The sequence below is a fragment of the Halobaculum sp. D14 genome (assembly GCF_051195135.1).
Lineage (GTDB): Archaea > Halobacteriota > Halobacteria > Halobacteriales > Haloferacaceae > JBNTKA01.
This window is the reverse complement of record NZ_JBNTKA010000001.1, coordinates 420,523-444,358: the sequence shown is the minus strand read 5'-3', so window position 1 is coordinate 444,358 and position 23,836 is coordinate 420,523. Positions and strand designations below refer to the sequence as shown.

Genomic DNA, 23,836 nt, shown 5'->3' with positions numbered 1-23,836 from the left:
AGCCGCGGCGCCGTCAGTGCGTCAGGACGAGCAGCCGGTCGTCGGTCCGGACGAGACAGAGCGGCCCGGACGGCGGGTCGCCGAACGACACCCGGTCGTCGTCGGTGACGAACAGCCGGTCGAACGCGCGGTCGCACGCCGGGCAGCCGAGCCCTTCGGGGTTCGCGAGCGTCATCGACCCGGCGTCCTGCCGGAGGAGCTTCAGGTTCGCGCGGTGGTCGTGGACGTCGAAGCCGTCGGAGACGTCGAGGCGGGTCACGGCGCCGGGTTCGTGACGGCGGGAAAAAGCGCTGCCGCTCCGCGCCTCACTCCTGAGAATCCGCGGTCTCGTACTCGTATCTGAGCTGTTCGGCGACGGTGCGGTCGTTGTCGGCGGCGCGCTCGCGGACCGCCTCGGCGGTCGCCGCCGGGTCGTGGCCGGTCTCAGCCATCTCGCGCTGCAGGCTCCGGCTGACGTGCGCCCGCGGGTGGTCTGCGGTGCCGGGCGGCGGCGACTCCACCGTCAGCTCCTCGACGACCGACTCCAGCGTCTCCTCGCCGGACTCGATGCGGTCGCGGAGCTCCGCGAAGAAGCCGTCGTCGCTCCCGTCGTCGCTCTCCTCGTCGCTTCCGCTCATACGTCTGTGACCGGCCGCCACGCCGAAACCGCTTGTGGCGGCGCGGGTCCCGGGACGGGGGCGGTGCGGCGGGGCCGTCGAACGATGCGGGGAGAAGAAACCGGGGTCGCCGCCTCAGACGGGGCGGGCGAACGCGAGGTTGCCGGAGATGTTGTGGACGTAGGCGTTCACGACGTCGCCTTCGCGGGCGCCGGAGACGAAGATGGTGAACTTGCCTTTCTCGGCGACGCCGTCGCCTTTCCGGCCGGTGCCGGTGATTTTGAGTTCGTACGTCTCGCCCTCCTCGATGTCGGGGGTCGCGGCCGAGCGGGACGCCGAGCCGGAGCGCTTCTCGACGGGGCGGAACGCGCCGCAGGCCTGACAGCGGAGCATGTTGACGCCGTCTTCGGTCTTGAGGACGGTGTCGGGGAGGCCGCACTCGGAGCAGGTGACGTACTCGGTGACGTACTCGTCGATGGCGGCCTCGAAGTCGGCGACCGTGAACGAGCCGTTGTAGCGGGCGACGCCGTTTTCGAACTGGCCGTTCGTCCCGAACTCGCGCTGGATGGCGCTGTGGAGGTGGTCGGCGTCGCGGGAGAGCGCGTCCGCGATGGCGTCGAGGTTGGTGAGTCGCGTGAACGCGCCGTCGGTCTGGCCTTCGGGGTCGGGGACCTGGAGGCGGTCGCCGGCTTCCGCGGGGGTCTCCGGCAGGTCGTCGTACGCCCTGTCGAGGGCGTCGTCGTAGCTGAGATTCATTACGTGTTCGAGGCGACTCCGACGTATAGGCGTTCCGAGACAGGGAGTGACGTGACCGCGGCCGCGACGCGCCGCAGTCGTGCGGTTTTCGCCGCGGCTCCGGGCGGCGCCGGTTTCGGCCGCGGCGGGCGCGGGCGCGACCCGTGCGAACGCTCGCCACGGCGCCGTCGGGTAGAAACCCTTTCGTTCGTCAGCGGCCCAGCGAGGCCAATGAGCTACAAGGTCGGCCTCGTCGGGAAGCCCTCGGTGGGGAAGTCCAGTTTCTTCAACGCGGCGACGATGAACGACGTCCCGGAGGGCGCCTACCCGTTCACGACCATCGACCCGAGCATCGGCGAGGCGTACGTCGGCATCGACTGCGCCGCCCCGGAGTTCGACGAGACGTGCGAACCGAACCACGGCTTCTGCGAGGACGGCACCCGGTTCGTCCCGGTGAAACTGGTGGACGTCGCCGGGCTCATCCCCGGCGCCCACGAGGGGAACGGCCTCGGCAACCAGTTCCTCTCCGACCTGAACGAGGCCGACGTCCTCGTGCACGTCGTCGACTTCTCCGGCGAGACCGACATCGAAGGCGAGCCGACCGAGGGCCACGACCCCCGCGACGACATCGACTTCCTCGAAGCCGAACTGGACCAGTGGTACCTCGGCATCCTCGAGAAGGGCATCGAGAAGTTCCAGTCGATGTACCAGGGGCCGAACCCGGGCGACGAAATCACGCTCGAATCCGTGCTCGCCGAGCAGCTCAGCGCGTTCAAGACCAACAAGGACGAAATCAAGCAGGTCGTGCTGTCGCTCGGACTCGAACTCGACCCGGAGCCGTGGGACGACGACGACCGGTTCGCGCTCGCACAGGAGATTCGGAAGCGGACCAAGCCGATGGTGGTCGCGGCGAACAAGATGGACACGGCGGCCGCACAGGAGAACTACGACGAGATCACGTCGGACCCGGAGTACGACCACCTCACGGTCGTGCCGACGAGCGCGCACGCCGAGAAGGCGCTGAAGAAGGCCGCCGAGGGCGGCGTCGTCGACTACACGCAGGGCGACGACGGCTTCGACATCGTCGGCGACGTCTCCGCCGAGCAGGAGCGCGGGCTCGAACAGATACGGGAGTTCGTGGAGGCGTTCGACGGCACCGGCGTCCAGCGGGTCATCGAGGCGGCGCTGTTCGACGAACTCGACGCGAAGGCCGTCTTCCCCGGCAGCGCCAACGGCGACTGGAGCAAGGGGCCGTTCCGCGACTGCTTCGTGCTGCCCGGCTACGCCACCGCCGAGGACTTCGCGTACCACCTGCACTCGGACATCGGCGACGGCTTCCTCCACGGCATCGACTGCCGGACGAACCGGCAGGTCGGCGCCGACACCGAACTGGAACACCGCGACGTCGTCGAAATCGTCACGACGGGCTGAGCCGGCCGCCGGCCGCCGCCGCTACGCTTCGAGCAGCCGTTCGAGTTCCGCGACGGTGAGCGTCTCGCCGCGCTCGTACCGCTCCGGCTCCGCACAGTCCGCCCGTCGCCGGCCGGACTCGCCGCGACGCTCGCCGCGACGCTCGCGACGGCGCTCCCCGCCCGGTCGCGGTTCGCACTCGACGCGCTCGACCGGTTCGTACTCGACCGGCTCGTACTCGACCGGCTCGTACTCGACGCGGCGTTCCGCTCGCGGTTCGACGGGCTCGCAGTCGACCCGGGTTCGCGCCGCGGGAATCCGGGTGACGGGGAGGCGGCGGAGTCGTTCGCGGCGACGCTCCGCCGTGATTTCGTCGAGCTGTTCGACCAGCGCGGTGTCACAGCGGTCGCGTCGCTCGATGAGTTCGACGAGTTCGGCGCGGCTGAGCCGGTCGACGAGCGCCTCGACGAGCAGCGTGCACACCTGTCCGCGTTCCGCCGGCTGCTCGTCCGGGGTCGGCTCGGGCTGCTCGGGCGGGTGGTGCGGCGGCCGGTTCACGACGGTGCCGGCGTTCCCGACGACGACGTCCGGGTAGCCGAGCGCCAGCGCGAGCAGGTCGCTCCCGGTCGGGGTCGGCACCGACGTCCACTCGCCGCCGCTGACGGGGCGCTCGTAGATGGCGCCGTCCGCGAGCACGACGATTCGGCCGCCGTGGACGTCGACGGACCGGAGCGCATTCTGGCCGACGCGGACCGGCGTCCACTCGCCGGAGTCGTCGTAGCGGTACAGGCGGCCGTCGCCGGCGGCGACGTAGACGCCCTCCGGGCCGGCGTAGATGTCGTTGAACGCAAGCTGCACTTCGAGGCTGCCGATGGCGCTCCAGCCGGAGCCGGCGTTCTCGTAGGCGCGACCGGAGGTGTCGACGGCGTAGGCGACCCCGCTCGGTGCGGCCTGGACGGCGCGAATCGTCGCTCCGTCGCCGGGTTTCGGGGTCGCGCCGAACGTCACGTCCGTCCCGGTGACCGAGAACTCGACGACGGCGCCGGAGCCGTTCGCGACGTAGGCGCGCTCCTCGCCGACCGGGCCGGTGACGGTGACGTCGTGCCACTCCGGGCTGGCGTCGCCGTCGTAGGTGTAGTTGTACTTTCGTCGTTCGTCGAGGTCGTACGCGCCGATGGCGCCGGAGGCGCCGACGAACCAGACACGCCGCCCGTCGTCGGTGACGGCGGCGGCCTTCAGGGTGCTGTTGTTGTCGGCGGGGCCGGTGTCGACGACGGCCTCCCAGCCGCCGCCGCGCTTCCCGGCGACGACGCCGCTGGTCCCGACCGCGTACGGGCCGTCGGCGGCGTGAACGACGTCGGTCAGGTCCGCGCTGAACGGGGTGTACACCGGCTTCCACTCGGCGTCCGTCTCGGGGGGCGTCGGCATGGACGGACCGACGGCCGGCACCCGGATAACCGGGGGTGACGTTCCGGATTTCCGGACCGTCCGCGCCGCGCGGAGTCGAGCGCGGCCGACGCATCACTTTTTATCGGTCCGGCCGTTGCCACGGCCGTGCCCTCCAATTCACCGACCGACGACGACGCAGACCCGGACGGCGCCGAAGCCGAGCCGTCGGAGGCCGAAACCGGGCTGTCGGAGGCGGAGGTCGAACGGGTCGCCCGCCGCGTCGCCCGCGAGGAACTGGACGGTCGCGGCCACCCGGTGCTGACGATTCTGGCCGGAATCGCGGTCGGCGTGCTCGTGCTGGTGCCGCTGGCCGGGGTCGTGGTGTCGACGCTGTGGTCCGCAGGCGTCCCGACGTGGGCGCTGGCAATCGCCGCGCTTCTCGCCGCGTCCGCGCTGGTGGCGTACGCGTGGCGGCTCCCGCCGTTCGAGTGACCGCGTCCGCGAGCAGCGCGAGCCGGACAAACCGCGCGAGCCGCACGCCGACCGGCCGCGGTTCGGTAGCCGCCGGTGCGTACGCTTAAGCCCGCAGCGACCCGATTCTCCGGTATGCAGGCCGACGTCCTCGGCGACACCTACGACATCGACGAGTCCGTGCTCGGCGTCTCGGCCGCGGCGCTCCGTCGCCAGCTCCGCGAGTACGAGACCGGCGACCGGCGGACGTTCGACGTCGACGTCGCGTTCCCGGACGGGCTCCTCGGCGACGTGATGCGCGCCATGGCGGCCATCCCGTACGGCGAAACCCGGACGTACGGCGAACTCGCGTCGGAGGTCGGGAGCGCCGCGCAGGCCGTCGGGCAGGCGTGCGGCGCGAACCCGGTGCCGGTGGTCGTGCCGTGTCACCGCGTCGTCGGCGCGTCGTCGCTCGGCGGCTTCTCGGCGCACGGCGGCGTCGACGCGAAGCGCGCGCTGCTCGCGTTCGAGCGCGGCGAGTCGCTCGACGCGTTCTGACGGCGGCCGGGAGAAGCGAATCAGGCAGAACAGGGCGAGGAGCGGCGCAGGAGCAGCGGCGGCAGTCTGCGGTCAGAAGTCGTCGAGTCCGGACTGTTCTGCGGCGGCGAGCACGTCGTCGCAGGTGCTCCACGACCGGCGGGCGCAGTCGGGGAGGTCGCCGTGGGCGGCGACGTAGCCGCTGAGGAACTCGCGGGTCGTCGGGTCGGACGGGTAGCCGCTGCCGACGTCGCCGTCGGCGGCGTACTCGTCGGCGATGGCGGCGACGCGGCGGTCGCGCTCCACCTTCGCGACGACGGACGCGGCGGCGACCACCGGGTACGACTCGTCGGCGCCGTGTTCGCCCGCGACGGCGACGTCGACGCCGCGGTCGGCGACGCCCTCGCGGACGCGGCGCGCGAACCGCGACTCGCTGGTGTCGCCGGCGTCGACGACCGCCTCGTCGCCGTCGGCGGCGACCGCGGCGAGCGCCTCGGCCTGCCCGTCGACGGTCAGCGTGTTCATGTCGGTGTCGGGCGCGTCGATGCGGTCGACCGGAATCACCGCGACGGCGACGTCGACGGCCGGGTCGTCGCGGAGCGCCGCGTCCAGCGCCTCGCGGCGCGCTGCGGAGAGCCGTTTCGAGTCGTCGACGCCGTCCGGGAGCGCGTCGCTCGGGGCGCGGACCGCAGCGGCGACCATCGGCCCGAGCACGGGCCCCTTTCCGGCTTCGTCGGCGCCGAGCACGACCGGCAGGTGGGCGAGCGCGGACTAAGCCGTTGTCATCTCCCGAACGCCGGGACGGGCGGTGGCGGGCTGCTACGAGTCCGGTTCCCAGCCGCCGCGGCCGCGTTCGATGCGGTGGGCCTCCCGGACGAGCGCCGTCTGGTTCCGCGCGAGGTCGGTGACGGTGACGACGCCGACGAGGTCGATGCCGTCGACGACGACCAGTTTCTTGACGTCCTCGGCGCGCATCCGGTTGGCGGCGCGTCGCGTCGTCGCCGACGGCGGAATCGTCACGGGGTCCCGCGTCATCGCCTTCGTGACTGGGATGTCGGCGAACCGGCGCTCCGCGAGGTAGCCGGCCTTCAGCGCGTCGGTCTCCGTCAGAATCCCGGCCGGGTCGTCGCCGCTGGTGACCACGACGCTCCCGATTCCCTCGCGGAGCATCCGTCCGACCGCCGTCTGCACCGACGCGTCGACGTCGACCGTCACCGGGTCGTCGCTCATCACCTCACGGACCTGCATGTCGCGGCGTTCCGTGCCAACACACTTCACGGTTCGGCCGCGCGTATCGCCGATGAGAAGGCCGCTGCGCGCAGGCGCGCTGTCCCCTGCCGGCTACCAGGCGTACGCGTCCCGCGGGTCGACGGCGTCGGCCTCGCGGTCGAAGACGTGTTCGCCGTCGACGACGACGTGCTGAGTGCGGGTGTCGAACCGGTAGAACGGGCCGTCCCAGACGGCGATGTCGGCGTCGCTCCCGGTGGCGAGCGTGCCGACGCGGTGGTCGATACCGAGAATCTCTGCGGGGTTCGTCGTCACGACGTCCAGCGCGGCGTCCTCCGGCAGCCCTTCGCGGACCGCGAGGCCGACGCAGACGTCGAGGTGCTGCTGGGGGACGACCGGCGCGTCCGTCTGGATGGCGACCTGGACGCCGGCCTCGTGGAGGATGCCGGGCGTCTCGAACGTGATGTTCCGGAGTTCGTACTTCGACGCGCTCGAAATCGACGGCCCGACGATGGCCGGCACGTCGCGGTCGACGAACTCGTCTGCGACGACGTGGCCCTCCGTCGCGTGCTCGATGGAGAGGTCGTCGATGCCGAACTCGGCGGCGACGCGGAACACCGTCATGATGTCGTCGGCGCGGTGGGCGTGCACGCGCAGCGGCAGGTCGCCCTCAAGCACCCGCGCGAGGTTCTCGTTGCCGAGGTCGCGCTCGAACGGCTCGCCCTCGTCCTCGGCGCTCCGCTTCCGGTCGAGGTAGTCTTCGGCGGCCATGAACGACTGCCGGAGCGTCGCGGCGACGCCGGGCCGCGTGGACGGCTGGCGCCCCTCGCGTTCGCCGTGGAACCGCTTCGGGTTCTCGCCCATCGCCGCCTTCATGCCGTCCTCGCGGATGAGCATCTCGTCGGCGACGCTGCCGTACGTCTTCATCGAGCAGATGACGCCGCCGATGACGTTCCCGCTCCCCATCCGCGAGGAGACCGCGGTGACGCCGTTCTGGAAGGCGTGTTTCAGTTCCTCGTCGCGCGGGTGGAAGCCGTCGAGCGCGTTCACGTGCGGCGTCGTCGCGCTCGTCCCCTCGTTGAAGTCGCCGTCCTCCGGTTCGCCCCACTCGGCCATGCCGGCGTGGCTGTGCGCGTCGATGAGCCCGGGCGTGACGTGCAGCCCGGACGCGTCGATGACCTCGGCGTCCGCGGGCGCGTCGACATCGCCGACCGCGACGATTTCGCCGCCCTCGACGTGGACGTCGCCCTCGATGGTGCCGCGGTCCGTCTGCGTGTGAACCGTCCCGTTTTCGATGACCAGCGTGGTTCCCATGGGGAGGGTGAGGCGGAAGCCGAGCCAAAGCGTTTCGGTTCGAAACAGGGTCGTCGCGGCGGCGCGGTCGCGGGTGCTGTCGCGGTCACGGTCGACGTGGGTGTCGGCGGCGCGGTCGCGGTCGACGCGGCAGGGAGCGAACGGCGGCGAAAACGGGCCGTCGCGATGGCGCGGCGCCGGCGTTACAGGGCGCCGACGTCGATGGCGCGCATCTGCTCTTTGTACCGGTTCCGCACGGTGACGACCGTCACGTCGGCGGTGTCGGCGATTTCTGACTGGGTCCGCTTCTCGTTGCTCAGCATCGACGCGAGGTAGATGGCGGCGGCGGCGAAGCCGGTCGGCGACTTCCCGGCGTGCAGCCCCTGCTCGGTCGTCTCCTCGACGATGCGGGTGGCGCGCCGCTCGACGTCGTCCGAGAGGTCGAGCTCCGAGCAGAACCGCGGGACGTGCTTCTTCGGGTCGACCGGCTTCAGCTCCAGGTCGAGTTCGCCGGAGATGTAGCGGTACGCCCGCGCGATTTCTCGGCGGCCGACCCGCGCGACGCCGACGAAGTCGTCGAGGCTGCGCGGGATGCCCTCCTGCCGGCAGGAGGCGTACAGCGACGCCGTCGCCATCGCCTCGATGCTGCGCCCGCGGATGAGGTCCTCGTCGAGCGCGCGCCGGTAGATGACCGAGGCGACCTCCCGGACCGACTTCGGGACGCCCTGCGCCGACGACATCCGCTCGATCTCGCTGAGCGCGAGCTGGAGGTTGCGCTCGCCGGAGTCCTGCGTCCGGATGCGCTCTTGCCACGTCCGCAGCCGCTCCATCTGGCTGCGCTTCTCCGAGGAGAGCTGGCGGCCGCTGGAGTCTTTGTTCCGCCAGTCGATGCTCGTCGTCAGCCCCTTGTCGTGCATCGTCTGGGTCATCGGGGAGCCGACGCGGCTCTTCTCGTCGCGCTCGGCGGCGTCGAACGCGCGCCACTCCGGGCCGTGGTCGACGTTGTCCTCGTCGACCACCAGCCCGGTGTCCTCGTGGATGAGTTCGCCGTCCTCGGTGCGGACCAGCTGGTCGTCGTCGACCTCGTCGGGGTCCACCGGTTCTGCGTCCTGTTCGTCTGCGTGCTCGCGCCCGTAGCGAGTCGTCGTCATCGTCCTCCGCGCGAACGAGACGGACGGGGCCGCGTAGCCCGGGGTTCCACAGTCGTGTCCCAGCACCCACTGGGTTCGGCGCGGGGCCCACAGCCCCCGCGCCGCGTGATGATGCATTCCGGCATTCCACGTCGTTCGTGACGGCTACACAGAAAGAGGGTTGGGCCTACAATGTTTGGGTCTCCCCTGCGACCCCGGCCGAGTCACCGGGTTCGCGGCGTCGAGCCGGACGGAGCCGCCGGGGCGCGCCCGCTGTACCGGCCACGGCGAGCCGTGTCACGTCCCCACACGCCAACCGAACGGTTAAGTGTTACCCGGTAAACAGCCCAGGTGACGCGAGTCGACCGATACCCCATGACCACCACCACCGCACTCGGCGCACGCCTCACCGGGGCGAGCGCCGCGTATGGCGGGTGGCGGCCGTGCACCCCGAACGCCGACGCGGGGATGCAGGGGAAGCGGTTCGACGTACCGTCCGTCTCCATCGCCGCGTAAGCGACGACGTGTTCGGGGTGACCCGAACGGAGGCGGACGACGTTTTCCGTGCCCGTTCAGTTCACCCCGGAGCGTCTCGCATGCGCGGCTCCCGTGGCTCCGCCACGACTCCCCGGGAGCCGGCCCGCAGGCGCGTTCGAGTCGCGCCGGGAGCCTATGTCGGTCCAACTCAGCCGACTGGCCGACGCCAGCATGACAGTCGCAGTGTCCCGCGCAGCCCCCGGCGACCTCGCCGAGGGCGTCGAAACGAAACTCGGTCGCCTCGACGGCGTCGACGCCGTCGAGTCGGTCGACCTCCGCGGCATCGAACCCGGTCTGAACGACCTGACGGTGCAGGCGGACGCGACGCTCGCGCTCGCCGGCGACGCCGACGGCGACGCCGACGCGCTCGCCGAGGCGTTCGAGGCGACGTTCGGCGTCAACGACGTCCGCGTCGACGGCGTCAGGCAGCGCCCGCCCGACCCGGGGGACGGCGCCGCCGCCGACGCCGCGTAGCCGCAGCGCCGCAGACACGCCGCCGGCGACGGTTCGGCGAACCGGAACGTCGCCCCCGCTTTTCCGCCGGTGCGGCGTACGGCGAGCCGTGACCCGAACGATTCGCGCACTGGCGCTGTTCCTGCTCGGCACGCTCCTGCTCGCCGCGCTCGCCGGCGTCGCCGCGGTCCGTCGACGGCTCGGCCGCGGCGGCGACGAGTCCACGTCGTACGCGGCGGCGGTGCGTCGGCGACACCGACGACGCCGGCTGCGCGCGAGGAGCCGCGACAGGGCGGCGTCCGGCGCCGACGCGAACGAAAGAGTGTAACGGCGGCCGCGACGATGAACGCGGTATGGACGACATCGACGTGCTCGCCGCGGCCCGGCGGCTGCTCCGCACCGGGCCGCTCTGTGACAACTGCCTCGGCCGCCCGTTCGCCGAGCGCTCGTTCGGCCTCGGGAACGCCGAGCGCGGCCGCGGCCTCCGGGTCGCCGTCGCGCTCGCCGACGACGAGGACTTCTCGGCGGGCGCCCCCGAGGACTGCTGGGTGTGCGAGGGGCGCTGCGCCGAGTTCGACCGGTGGGCCGAACGCGCCGCCGACGCCGCCGACGGCTACGAGACCCGGACGTACCAGGTCGGGACGCGCGTCCCGGCGCTCGCCGAGGAGAACGACGTGCTGCTTCGCGAGGACGCCGGGCTCGACCCGGACGCCGGCGAGCCGCTCCGCAAGGAGTTCAACCGCGAGGTCGGCAAGCGCGTCGGCCGGCTGCTCGACGCCGAGGTCGACTTCGACCGGCCCGAGGTCCAGTTCCTGCTCGACCTCGACGACGACCGCGTCGACGCCACCGTCAACTCCGCGTTCGTCTACGGCCGCTACCGGAAGCTGGAGCGCGACATCCCGCAGACCGAGTGGCCGTGCTCGGACTGCCACGGCACCGGCCGCGCCGGCAGCGAGACCTGCGACACCTGCGACGGCACCGGCTACCTGTACCCCGAGAGCGTCCAGCAGCTCACGGCGCCGGTCGTCGAGGACGTCATGGAGGGCGTCGACTCGGTGTTCCACGGCGCGGGCCGCGAGGACGTCGACGCGCTGATGCTCGGCACCGGCCGGCCGTTCGTCATCGAGGTGGAGGAGCCGCGGCGCCGCAGCGTCGACGCCGAGCGGCTCGAAGCCGACATCAACGCCTTCGCCGACGGGAAGGTCGAAGTCGAGGGGCTGCGCCGCTGCACCCACGACATGGTGGAGCGCGTGAAGCGGCTCGACGCCAGCAAGCGCTACCGCGCGCAGGTCGAGTTCGACGGCGACGTCGACGCGGACGCGCTCGCCGACGCCGCGGAGACCCTGGAGGGCGCGACGGTCGAGCAGTTCACGCCGAACCGCGTCGACCACCGCCGCGCCGCGAAGACGCGGACCCGCGACGTGTACGACGTCGACGCCGAACTCGACGACGACCGGCACGCCACCGTCGAAATCCACGGCGAGGGCGGCCTCTACATCAAGGAGCTGATTTCGGGCGACGAGGGCCGGACGGAGCCGAGCCTCGCGGGCCTGCTCGGCGTCGGCGCCGTCGTCACCGCCCTCGACGTCCTCGCCGTCGAAGGAGAGGACGAGCCGTTCGAGGACGAGGACTTCTTCCTGGACTGACCGCGGACGGAGCGGCGCCCGCAGGAGTCGGCGCGGGCCGGAGCGGTGCCGGCCGAAGTCGGTACCGATCGGAGCGGTGTCGGCAGACGCCCGCGTTCCGGTCGGGGCGCCGCGTCACTCGACGAGAATCGTCGTCGTCGCGGCCGGCTTCTCGGCGGCGGTCGCGACGTAGACGCGGAGGTCGTGTTCGCCGGGGGCGAGCGGCTCCCAGCGTTCGGTGCCGTCGCCGTCGACGTGTTTGACGAGGCCGTCCCACGTCCACGTCACCGTCTTCGGCTCGCGGGCGCGGAACGAGAAGGCGCCGGTGCCGCCGGGGTCGCGGCGCGGTTCGTCGCTCGCCTCCAGGAGGCCGTCGACGGTCCAGCCCCAGCGGCGGCGGGACGCGGTTTCGACCTCGACCGGGACCGGGTAGCGGTTCCGGATGGTGGCGCGGATTTCGACCGGGTCGCCGGGGGCGTAGCTGTCGCGGTCGGTGTCGACGGAGACGGCGAGCGCGCCGCGGACGAGTCGGCGCGGGAGGAGCCGCGAGACGGCGGCGCCGAGGTAGTCGCGGGTGTCGTCGAAGCCGAACCGGTCGGCCTCGTCGGGGGCGTGACGCGGCTGTGGCACGGCGACGGGTAGGCGACGCGCCGCCATTCATCTGTCGCTTGCGCCGGGAGCGGCACGAGGGACGGTCCGAGGCGCTCCCTGCGGTAGAACTAAGTGCGAGTGTAAAGTACACTTTCCTGTAAAGCGCTCTTTACGGAACGGGGCTTTACGTCCACACCATGAACTCGACTGAACACTCCGCGACGAATCGGCCCTCCAGGCGCCGGCGGTACCGCCGGCTGATGTACGGCAGCGTCGGCGTCGGCACGCTCGGCTTCGTCGCCGGGTCGTCCGCCGGCTACCCGGTGGTCGGCGTCGGCGTCTACTGGCTCGGCTTCATCGCGTTCCTCGCGCTCTGTTTCCTGTCGCCCGTCACCGTCTTCGACGAGCGCGACACGCAACTGGAGCGGCGCGCCAGCACCGCGACGCTCACCGCCTCCGCGCTCGTCATGATATTCGCCGGGCCCGGGCTGGTCGTCGCCGACGAAATCGGGCTGTACGCGCTCTCGCCGGTGTTCGAGGGCGCGCTGTACACGGTGTCGCTGCAGGGGCTGCTGTTCGGCGCCGTCTACCTCTGGCTCCGCCACCGGCCATGAACAACGACCTCCGCGAGCGGCGCGACGAGGCCGGCCTGAGCCAGGCGGACCTCGCCGCCGCCGTCGACGTCACGAGACAGACCATCAACGCCATCGAGCGGGAGCGGTACGACCCGTCGCTCGAACTGGCGTTCAAGCTCGCGGCGTACTTCGACTGCCCCGTCGAAGCGCTGTTCGACCCCGACCTCGGCGACGTCGAACGCGGCGGCGGCGTCCCCGACGAACAGACCGAAAACTAGGTCCTCGGCGGCGCCGCCGGCTCAGTAGCCCTGCGCGTTGCCGTCCTTCCGCGGCTCGGTCGCCCCGGACAGCGTGCCGTCCTCGTTTCTGACGATCTGCGCGCCGCCGAACAGCGCCGCCGGCAGCGTCTCCACGTCGTGGCCCTTCCGGACCAGTTTCGCCGCGGCGTGCGAGTCGAAGTGCGGTTCGAGCGCGAGCGCGCCGTCCTCGCGGTAGCGCCACCGCGGCCGGTCGAGCGCCGCCTGCAGCGGCAGGTCGTAGTCGACGACGTTCGAAATTACCTGCAGGTGCCCCTGCGGCTGCATGTAGCCGCCCATGACGCCGAACGCCGCCCAGTCGTCCCGCTCGTCGTCGTCGGGCGCGAAGTCCGCGAGCGCCGGGATGAGCGTGTGGAACGGGCGCTTGCCGGGCGCCAGCGAGTTCGGGTGCTCCGGGTCGAGCGAGAAGCTGGAGCCGCGGTTCTGCAGCGCGATGCCGGTGTCGCCGGCGACCAGCCCGGAGCCGAAACCGGCGAACCGGGAGTTGATGTACGAGACGACGTTCCCCTCGTCGTCGGCGACGCACAGCAGCACCGTGTCGGCGTCCTCGGCGTTCGCGTCGGGGACGCCGAAGGAGACGTCGTGGTTGGCGGTGTCGCCGACCTGCTCGGCGCGCCGCTTCGCCCACCGCTTGCTGCCGAGCGGCGGGTGGTCTTCGAACTCGGGGTCGGTGATGTAGCGGTGGCCGTCGTGGAACGCGAGCTTCATCGCCTCCGCGAAGTAGTGGACGCGCTCGGGCGAGTCCAGGTCGTAGTCGCCGGCGCCGACCTCCTCGGCGACGTTCAGCGCTTCGAGCGCGATGAGCCCCTGGTTGTTCGGCGGGAGTTCGTACACCTCAGCGCCGTTGTACGTCGTCGACACCGGGTCGAGGAACTCCGGTTCGAACGACGCGAGGTCGTCGACGGTGAGGAAGCCGCCGTGCCGCTGCACCTCGTCGGCGATCTGTTCGGCGACGTCGCCCTCGTAGACGACGTCCGCGCCCTCCTCGGCGATGCGCTCCATCGTGTCCGCGAGCCGCGGCAGCGTCACGGTCTGGCCGGTCGACGGCGCCTCGCCGTCGAACAGGAACGCCTCGCGGGCGTTGTCGTCCTCGAACAGCTCCTCGCCGTGCTGCCACTGCGCGGAGACGACCTCGGACACCGGGTAGCCGTCGCGGGCGTACTGAATCGCCGGGCGGAGCAGCTCCGACAGCGACTTCTCGCCGAAGGTCTTCGCCGTCGTCTCCCAGCCGCGGGCGGTGCCGGGGACCGTGACGGCGTGCGCGCCGGTGTCCGGCATCTCCGCGTCGCTCGGGTCGACGCCCTGCTCGTCGGCGACGGCGTCCCGGACGTTCTCGATGGTGGCGTCCTGCGGCGCGGGGCCGCACGACCGCATCGCGCCGACCTCGCCGTCGGCGGTGCGGTACAGCGCGAACACGTCGCCGCCCAGCCCGGTCGACGTCGGCTCGACGACGTTCAGCGCCGCGGCGGTCGCGACGGCGGCGTCGAAGGCGTTTCCGCCGTCCTCCAGCACCGAGATGCCGGCCTGTGAGGCGAGCGGCTGGCTCGTGGCGACGACGCCGCGCTGCCCGTAGACGGTCGAGCGGCGCGACGAGAACTCGTCGAGGTCGGGTTCGGTCATGGCTCCGGGTACGGGCGGCAGCCGTAAAGTCACCACCGAAGACGGCGGGTGCGGCCGACTTCGCGCCGTGTCAGATGTCGGCGGACACCTGTTCGGCGCTCACGACCTCCGGAATGACGACTTCGTCGGCGCCGACGCGGCGCGCGACGGCCTCGATGACCCAGCTCGGCCTACTCACGGCCCCCCTCGCCGGCCCTCGAATCGTGAATCGGACAGACGCCAGGAATAGTTGTTCGTGAGCCAGGTATCGTACAGTTCATGAGCCAACTACGCCATATGTGCGGAGTTAAATATAGATTCGTACGTGATAAACAATCCTGATGGTATGGAGGTGCGGGAGAGCGACGCCGGACGCGGAGCCGGGCGAGCGATCCGAACGAAGGAGCATCGACCCGAACGCGGGGCAGCGGGCCGTCGCTCGGAAGGCGGCTACTCCAGGTCGTCGTACGGCCAGCGGCCGCCGAGTTTGAGTTCCTGTTCGTAGCCGGGGTCGATGGCGTCGCGCATCGCTTCGCGGCTGCGGTGGGGCGTGTCGGCGTCGTCGGCGGCGAGGCGGGCGACGGCTTCGGCGACGAGCGTGGCGACGTCGCGGAGGTCGCGGGAGTCGAGTTTGTCGAGCGTGTCGGCGTGGGTGTGTCCCCAGCCGCGGCCGGACTGCTCGGAGACGGTGGACGCCATCACCGCCGGGACGCCCTCCTGGACGAACGCCCACTGGTCGCCGTGCGGCGAGATGGTGTCGTCGGTGACGAGCGGCGCGTCGAAGTCGGCGGTGACGCCGGCGAACACGCGCTTCACGCTGTCGAAGCCGTTCGTGTGGACGCGGAGGCTGCGCGAGGAGCCGGCGCCGTCGAGGTTGACGACGCAGCGCACGTCGTCGAGGTCGAGCGCGTCGGCGGCGTGGTAGGCGCCCCACAGCCCGATTTCCTCGGAGCCGAACGTGATGAGTCGGACGCGGGTGTCGAGGTCGACGTCGGTGAGCAGCCGGCCGACCTCGGCGACGATGGCGGAGCCGGCGCCGTTGTCGTTGGCGCCTTCGCTGACGTCGTGGGCGTCGACGTGCGCGGTGAGCAGCACCGCCTCGTCGGTGTCCGGGCCGACGTCGGCGACGACGTTCCGCGAGGTCGTCGGCTCGTTCCGGCAGTCGACGGAGACCGTGACTTCACAGCCGGCGTCGGCGTACCGGGCGAGCCGCATGCCGACCTCGCAGGAGACGCCGACAGCGGGGATGTCGCCGGGGCGTTCGTGGTAGCCGACTTCGCCGGTCGGCGGCAGCGACCCGTCGAGGTGGTTCCGGAAGACGAAGGCGTCGGCGCCGCGCGCCGCGGCGTTGACGTACTTCTCCATGCGGTGAATCCAGCGGTCCGCCGACTCCGGGGTGTCGGAGGACGCGAGCACGACGGCGCCGTCGAGGTCGCCGGCGGCGTCGAACTCGGCTTCGGTGCCGTCGCCGACGTCGACGACGCGGCCGGTCGCCTCGCCGGCGGTGCAGCCCGGCAGCGCCAGGACGTCCTGCTGGCCGTCGTGGACGCGGCGGTGCGGCTCGTGGACTTCGAGCGACGAGGAGCCGCGCCACCACCCCGGAATCTCGAACTCCTCGACGTGCGGGTCGCGGCAGCCGGCGTCGTCGAAGGCGTCGCGGACGACGGTTGCGCCGCGCCGTTCGCCCTCCTGGCCCGCCATCCGGTTCCCGACGTCGACCAGTTCGGTGAGCGTCCGCCAGGCGAACCCGCTCGTCTGTGCGTCCCCGACGACCGCGGAGGGTAGTCGCATGCGATGTGCGTCCGCCGCGTCGCTCTTGAGTGTCCGGGTCCCGGCGGAGCAGGGCGCCTACTTCCGGCAGCCACCGCGGGACGCGGCAGAAACGCGGCGTCGCCGCGGGGCGGGCGGCGGACGAGTGGCGGCGCCGCGGCCAGGCGGCGACCCGCCGCCAACGTTTTGTTCCGTGCCAACTAGTACCACACTATGCCGCCTTCAGCCACGCTCACCGACGCCGACCGCCGCGTCCTCGCCTACCTGGCCGCCGACGGCCCGGACTACCCCGCGCTCGTCGCCGGGAACACCGGCCTGCACGTCCCGCTCGTCGAGCGCCGAATCGAGTCGCTCACCGCGCTCGGCTACCTCGAAGCCGTCAGCGGCGAGAGCATCTACCGGACCACCGCCGCCGGCCGCGACGCGCTCGACGGAGAGCGGACCGTCGCGTCGACCGACGAGGGCGGCGGAGCGGACGCGGCCGCGGTCGCTGACGGCGGCAACGTCGACGGCAGCGTTGACGACGCCGTGGACGACGCCGACGGCGGAGACGCCGCGCGGCCGGAGGAGTCGGCGTAGCGACTCAGGCGTCGAGCGCGGTTTCGAAGGCGATTCGGACGGCGTCGGTCTGCAGGTCCAGCGGGAGGCTCGGCGTGACGCTTCCGCCGCGGGCCGCGGCGTCGTCGCCCGCTTTTCTCGCTGCCTGTTCGGGCGTCGCCGGCAGGTGAACGAACCCGGCAGGGACGCCGGTGCCGTCCAGCGCGGCCAGCGTCTCGTACAGCACGTCGTTACAGAGGTGCGTCCCGGCGGTGTTGGAGACGCGCGCCGGGACGCCGGCGTCGAGGCACGCCTCGACGGTTCGGCGCACGGGCAGCGTGGCGAGGTAGCCGTCGCGGCCGTCCGGGTCGATTCGGTCGTCGACCGGGTCGTTGCCGTCGTTGTCCGGCGTTCCCGCCGTGTCCGCGACGTTGACCGCGACGCGCTCGACGGACACCGCCGAGCGGCCCGCGGCGAGGCCCGTCGCGACGACCGCGGACGGGTCGTGTTCGTCGATGAGCGCCCGGACCCGGCCGCCGGCGTCACCGAGAACGACCGGCAGGACGTCGCCGACGACGTCGTTGCCCGAAACCGTCGCGCCGTCGAGTTCGCGGGCGACCGCGCCCGACGGGTTCGTTTCGTGGTCGCCGAACGGCTCGTATCCGGTGCAGAGAATGGTCATACCAGTGCGCAGCGGCCCGGCAGGAAAAGGGTTCGTTCGGCGGAGGTTCGGCGCATCAGTCGTCGGCGGGCGCGGAGTCAGAGTCCGCGCCGACGCCGTCGCCGAGGTTCACGGCGCCGTGTTCGTCGCGGTGGAGGTGGCAGGCGGCGCGGTGTTCGGCGGTCCCGAACTCCGAGTCGACGGTGTACGCCGGCGTCTCCTCCGCGCAGATGCTCTGCTCTGCGAACGACTCCTGCAGCAGGTCCGCGGCGTCCTCCCAGTCGCCCGCGAGCACGTCGTCGACCGCGTCGGCGACGACGCTGCCGGCGTCGCCGTCCGGGTAGCCGTCCGGGAAGAACGCCTCGTCGACGTCGTCGCGGCCCTCGGCCTCGAACGTCCGGCGCTTCACGGCGCGGGTGAACTCGCGGACCGCCGCCCACTCGTCGTCGCTCATGCCGTACTGGTCGGGCTGGATGAGCTTCGGGCAGCGCGTCCGGAACCGGCAGCCGCTCGGCGGCTCGATGGGCGACGGGACGTCGCCTTCGAGGACGCCGCGCGTCCCGGTCGACCGCGGATCCGGCACCGGAATCGAGTCGAGCAGCGCCTCCGTGTACGGGTGCTGCGGGTTCTCGTACAGCTCCTCCGTCTCCGCGAGTTCGACGACGTTGCCGAGGTACATCACGGCGACGCGGTCGGCGATGTGCCGAATCACGGAGAGGTCGTGCGCGATGAACAGGTACGTCAGCCCGAACTCCTCTTGGAGGTCCTGCATCGTGTTCAGCACCTGCGCCTGAATCGACACGTCGAGCGCCGACACCGGCTCGTCACAGACGATGAAGTCCGGGTTGACCGCGAGCGCCCGCGCGAGGTTGATGCGCTGGCGCTGCCCGCCGCTGAACTGGTGCGGGTAGCGGTTGTAGTGCTGCGGGTCGAGCCCGACCTTCTCGAGCAGGTCGCGGGCGCGCTCCTCGCGTTCGCCCTCGTACAGCCCGTGCGCCTTCATCGGCTCCTCGACGATGGGGCCGACTTTCATCCGCGGGTCCAGGCTCGACTGCGGATCCTGGAAGATCATCTGCATGTTCCGGCGCTGCTCGCGGAGGTCAGAGCCGGACAGCTCCGCGAGGTTCTCGCCGTTCACGTAGACGGCGCCGTCGGTCGGGTCGACCAGCCGGAGCACGGTCCGCGCGAGCGTCGACTTCCCGCAGCCCGACTCGCCGACCAGCCCCAGCGTCTCGCCCTCCATGATGTCGAAGGTGACGCCGTCGACGGCTTTCACCGGCGACTTCGGCCACAGCGCGTCGAGCAGGCCGCTCGACTGGCTGAAGTGCTTCGTGAGGTTCTCGATTCTGACGAGCGGTTCGCGGTCCTCGTGTGTCTCACTCATCGGTCTCACCTCCGTCTCCGCCGGCGCGCATCTCGGTCAGCCCGCCGGCGAACGCGCCGGTCGCCTCGGTTTCGAGCGGCTCGCTGTCGTCGTAGCCGACGTCCTCGAACTTGATGCAGGAGACGCGGTGCGGCTCGGCGTCCTCGTCGCTCACGTCGCCGTACGCCGGATGCACCTCGCGGCACATCTCCCGGGCCTCCGGGCACCGCGTGTGGAACCGGCAGCCGCTCGGCGGATTGATGGCCTCCGGCATCACGCCCGTGATCGGGTCGAGCTCCTCGACCGTCTGGTCGGGGCGCGGAATCGACCGGAGCAACGCCTCCGTGTACGGGTGTTTCGTGTCGTAAAACAGGTCGTCGACGTCGGCCTGCTCGATGACCTCGCCCAGGTACATGACGTTGACGCGGTCGCAGATTTCGGCGACGACGCCCATGTCGTGGGTGACCCAGATGAACGACGTGTCGTACTTGTCCTGGAGGTCGTCGACGAGGTCCAGAATCTGGCCCTCGACGGTGACGTCGAGCGCCGTCGTCGGCTCGTCGGCGATGATGAGGCTCGGCTCGCAGGCGAGCGCCATCGCGATGAGGACGCGCTGGCGCATCCCGCCGGAGAACTGGTGTGGGTACTCGTCGTACCGGACCTCCGGCTCCGGGATGCCGACTTCGCGCAGCATGTCGACGGCGATTTCGCGCGCATCCGCCGTCGTGACGTCCCGGTTCAGTTCGATGAACTCGCGGAGCTGATTGCCGACCTTGAACACCGGGTTCAGCGACTCCATCGGGTCCTGGAAGATGATGGCGATCTCCTTGCCGCGGATGTCCTGCCGCATCTCCCGCTGGGTCAGCATCTCGTCGGACGGCTCCAGTTTCCCGTCCGGCGTCTCCTCGATGTCGACGAGCTTCCGGCCCTTGAACGTCACCGTGCCGTCGACGATCTGGCCGGGCTCTTCGACGAGCCGCATGATGGACTGAGCGGCGACGGACTTGCCGGCGCCGGACTCGCCGACGAGCCCGACGAGTTCGCCTTCGTTCACTTCGAAGCTCACGCCGTCGACGGCGCGGACGGTGCCTTCCTCGGTGAAGAACTGCGTCTTCAGGTTCTCGACTTTCAGGAGTGGTTCTTCGGTACTCATCAGTTGTTGATGCGGGGGTCGAGTGCGTCTCTGAGGCCGTCACCGAGGAGGTTGAATCCGACCACGGTCACCAGGATGGCGAGGCCGGGCCAGATACTGAACCACGGGTTCGGCAGCATGTAGTCACGGGAGTTCGACAGCATCTGCCCCCACGACGGCGTCGGCGGCTGCGCACCGTAGCCCAAGAACGACAGGCCGGCGACGATGAGGATGGAGACGCCGACCTGCAGCGTCGCCTGCACCAGCACCGGTGCGAAACTGTTCGGGATGACGTGCCGCATGATGATGTTGCGGTCGCGGACGCCGGCGGCGCGCGCCGCCTCGACGTAGTCCTCCTCGCGGACGGACAGCACGCGCGACCGGATGAGCCGCGCGAACGTCGGGATGTTGGCGACGCCGACGCCGATCATCGCGAACGTCAGGTTGCGGCCGAACGCCACCATGAACACGATGACGAGCACGAGGAACGGGATGGCGTACAGCGTCTCGACGCCGCGCATCAGCGCGTCGTCGAGCAGGCCGCCGTAGTAGCCGGCGATAGACCCGATGAGCATCCCTGCGAGCAGCGCGACGCCGGTGGAGACGACGCCGACCGTGATGGCGATTCGGGTGCCGTAAAACAGCCGGACGAGCACGTCGCGGCCGCGGTGGTCGGTGCCGAGCGGGTGGGCGAACGTCCCCGGGTCGTTCGGGTACAGCTGGTTCGTGACGAACATCGGCGGCCGCAGGATGGGCGCGCCGGTTTCGGCGATTGGGCTCACCCACACCGCCTTCGCGATGGCGTACTGCTCGATGCCGAGGTTCGCGAAGAAGGCGTACTGTGCGAGGAACTCGAAGAGGATGCCGTCGATGAACGCGATGACGGCGACGACGATGGCGACGCCGATGATTGCGAGCCCGGCGAGCGCCGTCGGGTCGCGCCGCACCTGCGTCAGCGTGTAGCGCCACCCGACGCGCGCCTCGGGCTGCTCGTCGGCGGCGTCGTCGTGGTCGTCCGTGTTGGTTGTCGTAGCCATGTGTTACTCTGCCTCGTCGAACGTGACTCGCGGGTCGACGTACGCGTACGAGAGGTCGGTGACGATGACACCGACCACGAACACGAGGCCGAACACCAGCGTCGTCCCGACGACCAGCGCGAAGTCCTGGTTGTTGATCGCGGTAATGATGAGCCGCCCCATCCCGTTGATGGAGAAGACGGTCTCGGTCAGCACCGCGCCGCCGATGGCGCTCGTGAGCTGCAGCCCGAGCAGCGTGATCAGCGGGAGCTGTGCGTTCCGGAACGCGTGTTTCCGGAGGATGGTGGTCTCTTTGACGCCGTACGCCCGTGCCAGCTTCACGTACTCCTCGCCGAGCACCTCCAGCATCGACGAGCGCTCGATGCGGGTGAGCGCCGCCATCTGCAGCGTGCCGAGCGACAGCGTCGGCAACAGCAGGTGCTGTGCGGTTTTGATGAGTACGTCGATGCGGCCGGTGGCGCCCTCGACGGAGGCGACCGGTGCCCACGGCATCACGAGGTTCGTCGCCGGCAGCACGCCGAGCCGGTACGAGAAGATGATGATGAGCATCAGGCCGATCCAGAACGACGGCGTGGACACGCCGAGCAGCGCGACGACGCGCGCGACGTGGTCGGTCGGCTTGTTGCGGCGCTTCGCCGAGATGATGCCGAGCGGGATCGACGTGACGATGGCGAACCCGAAGCTCGACGCCAGCAGCAGCAGCGTGACGGGGAGCCGTTCGGCGATCTTCTGGGTCACGGGGACCTTGTAGTAGAGGCTGCGACCCAGGTCGAGCTGCACTGCGTCGATGAGGTAGTTCAGGAACCGCACCCACACCGGCTTGTCGAGCCCGTACTTGGCGCGGATGGCGGCGGCTTGCGATGCGCTCGGCGACGGCCCGAGCATGATGCTCACCGGGTCACCAGGCATCGCTTCCATCAGGAAGTACGTGATGGCGGCGACGCCGATGAGCACCGGTACCGCCTGGAGTATGCGTCGAATCGTGTACTGTGCGCGTCCCATTGTCTAGGTGTGTTCTCGTTGCGGTCGTAACACCGACTTCGGTATAAGTGAACGGAAAGCGGCCCGTGCGGGCCGTGCGCGTTACTTGTCGACCGACACGTTGTTGTGGCCGGTCGTGATGTGGAACGAGTCCACCGGGTGTGACATGAAGTCGTTGACGTAGTTCTTCACGCCGAAGCTGTTCTTCAGGTTGTACGCCGGGAGGTGCGCGCGGTCTTCGAGGATGGTCGTCACCGCCTCGGTGTACAGCTGCTTCCGCTCCGCGCGGTCGGCGGACTCGCGGGCCTGCACGATCTTCTTGGCAGCCTGCTTGCCGCGCTCGCTGTTGGCGCCGTAGTAGGAGCCGTTGGTGACGCCGAGCGTGTCCTTCGTCCGGCCGAACATGTAGTAGGTGAACGCGTCCGGGTCCGGCGTGCCGGACCAGCCGAGCGTGTACATGTTGTAGTCGGACTCATTACCCGTCTTGTACTTCTCCAAGAACGCGCCCCAGTCCAGCCGCTGGACGGAGACGTTCCGGAAGCCGGCCTCTTTCAGACCGTTCCCAACCGAGATACCGATCTGTTCGCGCTTGTCGTCCGGCGGCACGATGATCTTCCACGAGTAGTCCGTCGGGACGCCGGCCTCGTCGAACAGCGCCTTCGCCTCCTCGATGTTCTTGTCGTGCGGAATCTGCTTCCACTCGTCGATGGGGAAGCCCCACTCCTTCGTGATAGACGCCGGGAACGGGCTGTACTGCCGAATCCCGGTCGGCTCGACGTAGTTCGAAACCGCTTCGTCCATGTTGACGCAGTAGTCGATGGCTTCGCGGACCTTCGGGTCCGACGTCGGGCCTTCCTTGCAGTTGAACGCGAGGTAGAAGTAGCCGATTCCGGGCACTTCGTCGATGCTCGCGTCCTCGATGTTGCGGACCGTCGAGTAGAGCTTCGGCGGAATCTGCTCGATGACGTCGTTCTCGCCGTTCCGGAGCGTCGTGACGCGCGTCGTCGCCTCGGTGACCGGCGTGAAGTGGATCTTCTCGAGGTTCGCCATCGGCTCGCCCCAGTAGTCCTCGTACCGGAGCAGGTCGACGTAGCTCCCCTCCTGCCAGCTGTCGAACTTGAACGGGCCGGAGCCGATCGGCGCGGACGTGTTGAACGCCTTCTTGTTGTTCTCGCGGTACTCCTTCGGGACGATGCGCCCCGCCGCGAGCGTGTTCATGAACGGCCCGTACGGGTATTTCAGGTTGAACGTCAGCGTGTCCTCACCTGAAATCTCGATGGTGTCGATCATGTTGAACGTCGAGGCGTTCTCGGTGTCCTCGGCGACCGGCGCCTCGAAGCTGTACTTGACGTCCTCGGGAGTGACGGGCTCGCCGTTGTGGAACGTGGCGTCCGTCGTCATCGTCACCTCGTAGGTGGTGCCGTCCTCGGAGACGGTCGGCTCACCGGTCGCGAGCTCCGGCACGATGCCGGTGCCAGAGTCGTAGGTGTAGAGGCCTTCGAACATCTGGATCGCGACCTGATCGGACGGCACGTCGTTCAGGATGATCGGGTCGAACTCGATGGGGCTCTTGACCTGCGCGAGGTTGAGCGTGTTGCTGGGGGACGCCCCGGGCTGAGAGGTCGGCGTCGAATCGGTGTTACCGTCACCGGAGCTGTCCGTCGGCGTGCTGTCGCCGCCGCTGGAACAGCCAGCCAGGGCCGTTGCGCCTGCTGCACCCGCCCCTGCAAGGAAGGAGCGGCGGTTCATGCGGTCGAAAACGCGGTTGACGTCGTCGTTTGTCATGGGTGTGTCCCTCTATACTGGGATACCCTGACATGGAAACCTGCTGTATATAAAGGTGCCGTTCGGTGAGACAGGGATTTCATCTTTTCCCCCCGGAATACACAAT

General features: G+C 70.3%; 27 protein-coding genes. 10 read left to right on the top strand and 17 right to left on the bottom strand.

Annotated elements, in window-relative coordinates; translation table 11 throughout:
• Window positions 1-13: 13 nt before the first annotated feature.
• The 3 genes from ACQUST_RS02215 to ACQUST_RS02205 form a co-directional block, all read right to left on the bottom strand.
• The gene (locus ACQUST_RS02215) at window positions 14-259 is read right to left on the bottom strand and encodes a DUF7385 family protein (protein ID WP_435124366.1); all 246 of its coding nucleotides are present in this window, start codon (window positions 257-259) and stop codon (window positions 14-16) included.
• Between the two features lie 46 nt (window positions 260-305).
• Window positions 306-617 carry a hypothetical protein gene (locus ACQUST_RS02210; protein ID WP_435124364.1) on the bottom strand — a complete coding sequence of 104 codons (312 nt, stop codon included), beginning with the start codon at window positions 615-617 and terminating at the stop codon, window positions 306-308.
• 114 nt (window positions 618-731) lie between these two features.
• Window positions 732-1,352 carry a translation initiation factor IF-2 subunit beta gene (locus ACQUST_RS02205; protein ID WP_435124363.1) on the bottom strand — a complete coding sequence of 207 codons (621 nt, stop codon included), beginning with the start codon at window positions 1,350-1,352 and terminating at the stop codon, window positions 732-734.
• Window positions 1,353-1,562: 210 nt separating this feature from the next.
• On the opposite strand from ACQUST_RS02205, the gene ACQUST_RS02200 reads away from it, so the two are divergent.
• Window positions 1,563-2,762: a redox-regulated ATPase YchF gene (locus ACQUST_RS02200; RefSeq protein WP_435124362.1), complete on the top strand. Its 1,200-nt coding sequence runs from the start codon at window positions 1,563-1,565 to the stop codon at window positions 2,760-2,762.
• Window positions 2,763-2,783: 21 nt separating this feature from the next.
• Here the strand turns inward: ACQUST_RS02200 and ACQUST_RS02195 are convergent, their stop codons facing one another.
• A complete protein-coding gene (locus ACQUST_RS02195; protein ID WP_435124360.1) occupies window positions 2,784-4,169 on the bottom strand; it encodes a WD40/YVTN/BNR-like repeat-containing protein in 1,386 nt (461 codons plus the stop codon).
• A 126-nt stretch (window positions 4,170-4,295) separates the two neighbouring features.
• Between ACQUST_RS02195 and ACQUST_RS02190 the strand changes: the two genes are divergently transcribed.
• Together ACQUST_RS02190 and ACQUST_RS02185 are read left to right on the top strand one after the other, a co-directional pair.
• The gene (locus ACQUST_RS02190; protein ID WP_435124358.1) at window positions 4,296-4,622 is read left to right on the top strand and encodes a hypothetical protein; all 327 of its coding nucleotides are present in this window, start codon (window positions 4,296-4,298) and stop codon (window positions 4,620-4,622) included.
• A 114-nt stretch (window positions 4,623-4,736) separates the two neighbouring features.
• On the top strand, window positions 4,737-5,138 hold the full coding sequence (locus ACQUST_RS02185) for a methylated-DNA--[protein]-cysteine S-methyltransferase (protein ID WP_435124356.1): 402 nt from the start codon (window positions 4,737-4,739) through the stop codon (window positions 5,136-5,138).
• A 72-nt stretch (window positions 5,139-5,210) separates the two neighbouring features.
• On the opposite strand, the gene rnhB is transcribed toward ACQUST_RS02185, so the two are convergent.
• The 4 genes from rnhB to ACQUST_RS02165 all read right to left on the bottom strand — a co-directional run bounded on the left by rnhB (window position 5,211) and on the right by ACQUST_RS02165 (window position 8,788).
• Window positions 5,211-5,864: a ribonuclease HII gene (rnhB, locus tag ACQUST_RS02180; RefSeq protein ID WP_435124355.1), complete on the bottom strand. Its 654-nt coding sequence runs from the start codon at window positions 5,862-5,864 to the stop codon at window positions 5,211-5,213.
• 72 nt (window positions 5,865-5,936) lie between these two features.
• Window positions 5,937-6,365 carry a CBS domain-containing protein gene (locus ACQUST_RS02175; RefSeq protein WP_435124353.1) on the bottom strand — a complete coding sequence of 143 codons (429 nt, stop codon included), beginning with the start codon at window positions 6,363-6,365 and terminating at the stop codon, window positions 5,937-5,939.
• A gap of 93 nt (window positions 6,366-6,458) precedes the next feature.
• Window positions 6,459-7,658: an amidohydrolase family protein gene (locus tag ACQUST_RS02170; RefSeq protein WP_435124352.1), complete on the bottom strand. Its 1,200-nt coding sequence runs from the start codon at window positions 7,656-7,658 to the stop codon at window positions 6,459-6,461.
• 182 nt (window positions 7,659-7,840) lie between these two features.
• On the bottom strand, window positions 7,841-8,788 hold the full coding sequence (locus ACQUST_RS02165) for a transcription initiation factor IIB (RefSeq protein ID WP_435124350.1): 948 nt from the start codon (window positions 8,786-8,788) through the stop codon (window positions 7,841-7,843).
• A 354-nt stretch (window positions 8,789-9,142) separates the two neighbouring features.
• Here ACQUST_RS02165 and ACQUST_RS02160 point away from each other — a divergent pair, with 354 nt between their 5' ends.
• The 4 genes from ACQUST_RS02160 (at window position 9,143) to ACQUST_RS02145 (ending at window position 11,403) form a co-directional block, all read left to right on the top strand.
• The gene (locus tag ACQUST_RS02160; RefSeq protein WP_435124349.1) at window positions 9,143-9,283 is read left to right on the top strand and encodes a hypothetical protein; all 141 of its coding nucleotides are present in this window, start codon (window positions 9,143-9,145) and stop codon (window positions 9,281-9,283) included.
• 192 nt (window positions 9,284-9,475) lie between these two features.
• Window positions 9,476-9,778, top strand: a complete 303-nt coding sequence (locus tag ACQUST_RS02155; protein ID WP_435124347.1) for a hypothetical protein — start codon at window positions 9,476-9,478, stop codon at window positions 9,776-9,778.
• Window positions 9,779-9,866: 88 nt separating this feature from the next.
• Complete coding sequence (locus ACQUST_RS02150) at window positions 9,867-10,085, top strand: hypothetical protein (RefSeq protein ID WP_435124346.1); 219 nt, start codon at window positions 9,867-9,869, stop codon at window positions 10,083-10,085.
• A gap of 34 nt (window positions 10,086-10,119) precedes the next feature.
• Complete coding sequence (locus ACQUST_RS02145) at window positions 10,120-11,403, top strand: tRNA pseudouridine(54/55) synthase Pus10 (protein ID WP_435126082.1); 1,284 nt, start codon at window positions 10,120-10,122, stop codon at window positions 11,401-11,403.
• 114 nt (window positions 11,404-11,517) lie between these two features.
• On the opposite strand, the gene ACQUST_RS02140 is transcribed toward ACQUST_RS02145, so the two are convergent.
• On the bottom strand, window positions 11,518-12,012 hold the full coding sequence (locus ACQUST_RS02140; RefSeq protein ID WP_435124344.1) for a hypothetical protein: 495 nt from the start codon (window positions 12,010-12,012) through the stop codon (window positions 11,518-11,520).
• Between the two features lie 158 nt (window positions 12,013-12,170).
• Between ACQUST_RS02140 and ACQUST_RS02135 the strand changes: the two genes are divergently transcribed.
• Window positions 12,171-12,587 (top strand): hypothetical protein, encoded by a 417-nt coding sequence (locus tag ACQUST_RS02135; RefSeq protein WP_435124343.1) that lies wholly within the window; start codon window positions 12,171-12,173, stop codon window positions 12,585-12,587.
• Complete coding sequence (locus ACQUST_RS02130; protein ID WP_435124342.1) at window positions 12,584-12,826, top strand: helix-turn-helix transcriptional regulator; 243 nt, start codon at window positions 12,584-12,586, stop codon at window positions 12,824-12,826. Before ACQUST_RS02135 ends, ACQUST_RS02130 begins: the two co-directional genes overlap by 4 nt.
• Before the next feature lie 21 nt (window positions 12,827-12,847).
• Here ACQUST_RS02130 and ggt read toward each other — a convergent pair whose 3' ends face one another.
• Window positions 12,848-14,485 carry a gamma-glutamyltransferase gene (ggt, locus tag ACQUST_RS02125; protein ID WP_435124340.1) on the bottom strand — a complete coding sequence of 546 codons (1,638 nt, stop codon included), beginning with the start codon at window positions 14,483-14,485 and terminating at the stop codon, window positions 12,848-12,850.
• A gap of 429 nt (window positions 14,486-14,914) precedes the next feature.
• Entirely contained in the window at window positions 14,915-16,255 is a 1,341-nt protein-coding gene (locus tag ACQUST_RS02120) for a M28 family peptidase (protein ID WP_435124338.1), read from the bottom strand.
• A 192-nt stretch (window positions 16,256-16,447) separates the two neighbouring features.
• Here ACQUST_RS02120 and ACQUST_RS02115 point away from each other — a divergent pair, with 192 nt between their 5' ends.
• The gene (locus tag ACQUST_RS02115; protein WP_435124336.1) at window positions 16,448-16,813 is read left to right on the top strand and encodes a hypothetical protein; all 366 of its coding nucleotides are present in this window, start codon (window positions 16,448-16,450) and stop codon (window positions 16,811-16,813) included.
• A 4-nt stretch (window positions 16,814-16,817) separates the two neighbouring features.
• On the opposite strand, the gene ACQUST_RS02110 is transcribed toward ACQUST_RS02115, so the two are convergent.
• The 6 genes from ACQUST_RS02110 to ACQUST_RS02085 all read right to left on the bottom strand — a co-directional run bounded on the left by ACQUST_RS02110 (window position 16,818) and on the right by ACQUST_RS02085 (window position 23,730).
• Window positions 16,818-17,453, bottom strand: a complete 636-nt coding sequence (locus ACQUST_RS02110; protein ID WP_435124335.1) for a peptidase — start codon at window positions 17,451-17,453, stop codon at window positions 16,818-16,820.
• A gap of 55 nt (window positions 17,454-17,508) precedes the next feature.
• Window positions 17,509-18,816, bottom strand: coding sequence for an ABC transporter ATP-binding protein (locus ACQUST_RS02105; protein WP_435124333.1), 1,308 nt, complete (start codon window positions 18,814-18,816; stop codon window positions 17,509-17,511).
• Complete coding sequence (locus ACQUST_RS02100; RefSeq protein ID WP_435124332.1) at window positions 18,809-19,948, bottom strand: ABC transporter ATP-binding protein; 1,140 nt, start codon at window positions 19,946-19,948, stop codon at window positions 18,809-18,811. The genes ACQUST_RS02105 and ACQUST_RS02100 overlap by 8 nt, the downstream gene beginning before the upstream one ends.
• Complete coding sequence (locus tag ACQUST_RS02095) at window positions 19,948-20,964, bottom strand: ABC transporter permease (RefSeq protein ID WP_435124331.1); 1,017 nt, start codon at window positions 20,962-20,964, stop codon at window positions 19,948-19,950. The genes ACQUST_RS02100 and ACQUST_RS02095 overlap by 1 nt, the downstream gene beginning before the upstream one ends.
• A gap of 3 nt (window positions 20,965-20,967) precedes the next feature.
• Window positions 20,968-21,966 (bottom strand): ABC transporter permease, encoded by a 999-nt coding sequence (locus ACQUST_RS02090; RefSeq protein WP_435124330.1) that lies wholly within the window; start codon window positions 21,964-21,966, stop codon window positions 20,968-20,970.
• An 81-nt stretch (window positions 21,967-22,047) separates the two neighbouring features.
• A complete protein-coding gene (locus ACQUST_RS02085; RefSeq protein WP_435124328.1) occupies window positions 22,048-23,730 on the bottom strand; it encodes an ABC transporter substrate-binding protein in 1,683 nt (560 codons plus the stop codon).
• Between the last annotated feature and the right edge of the window lie 106 nt (window positions 23,731-23,836).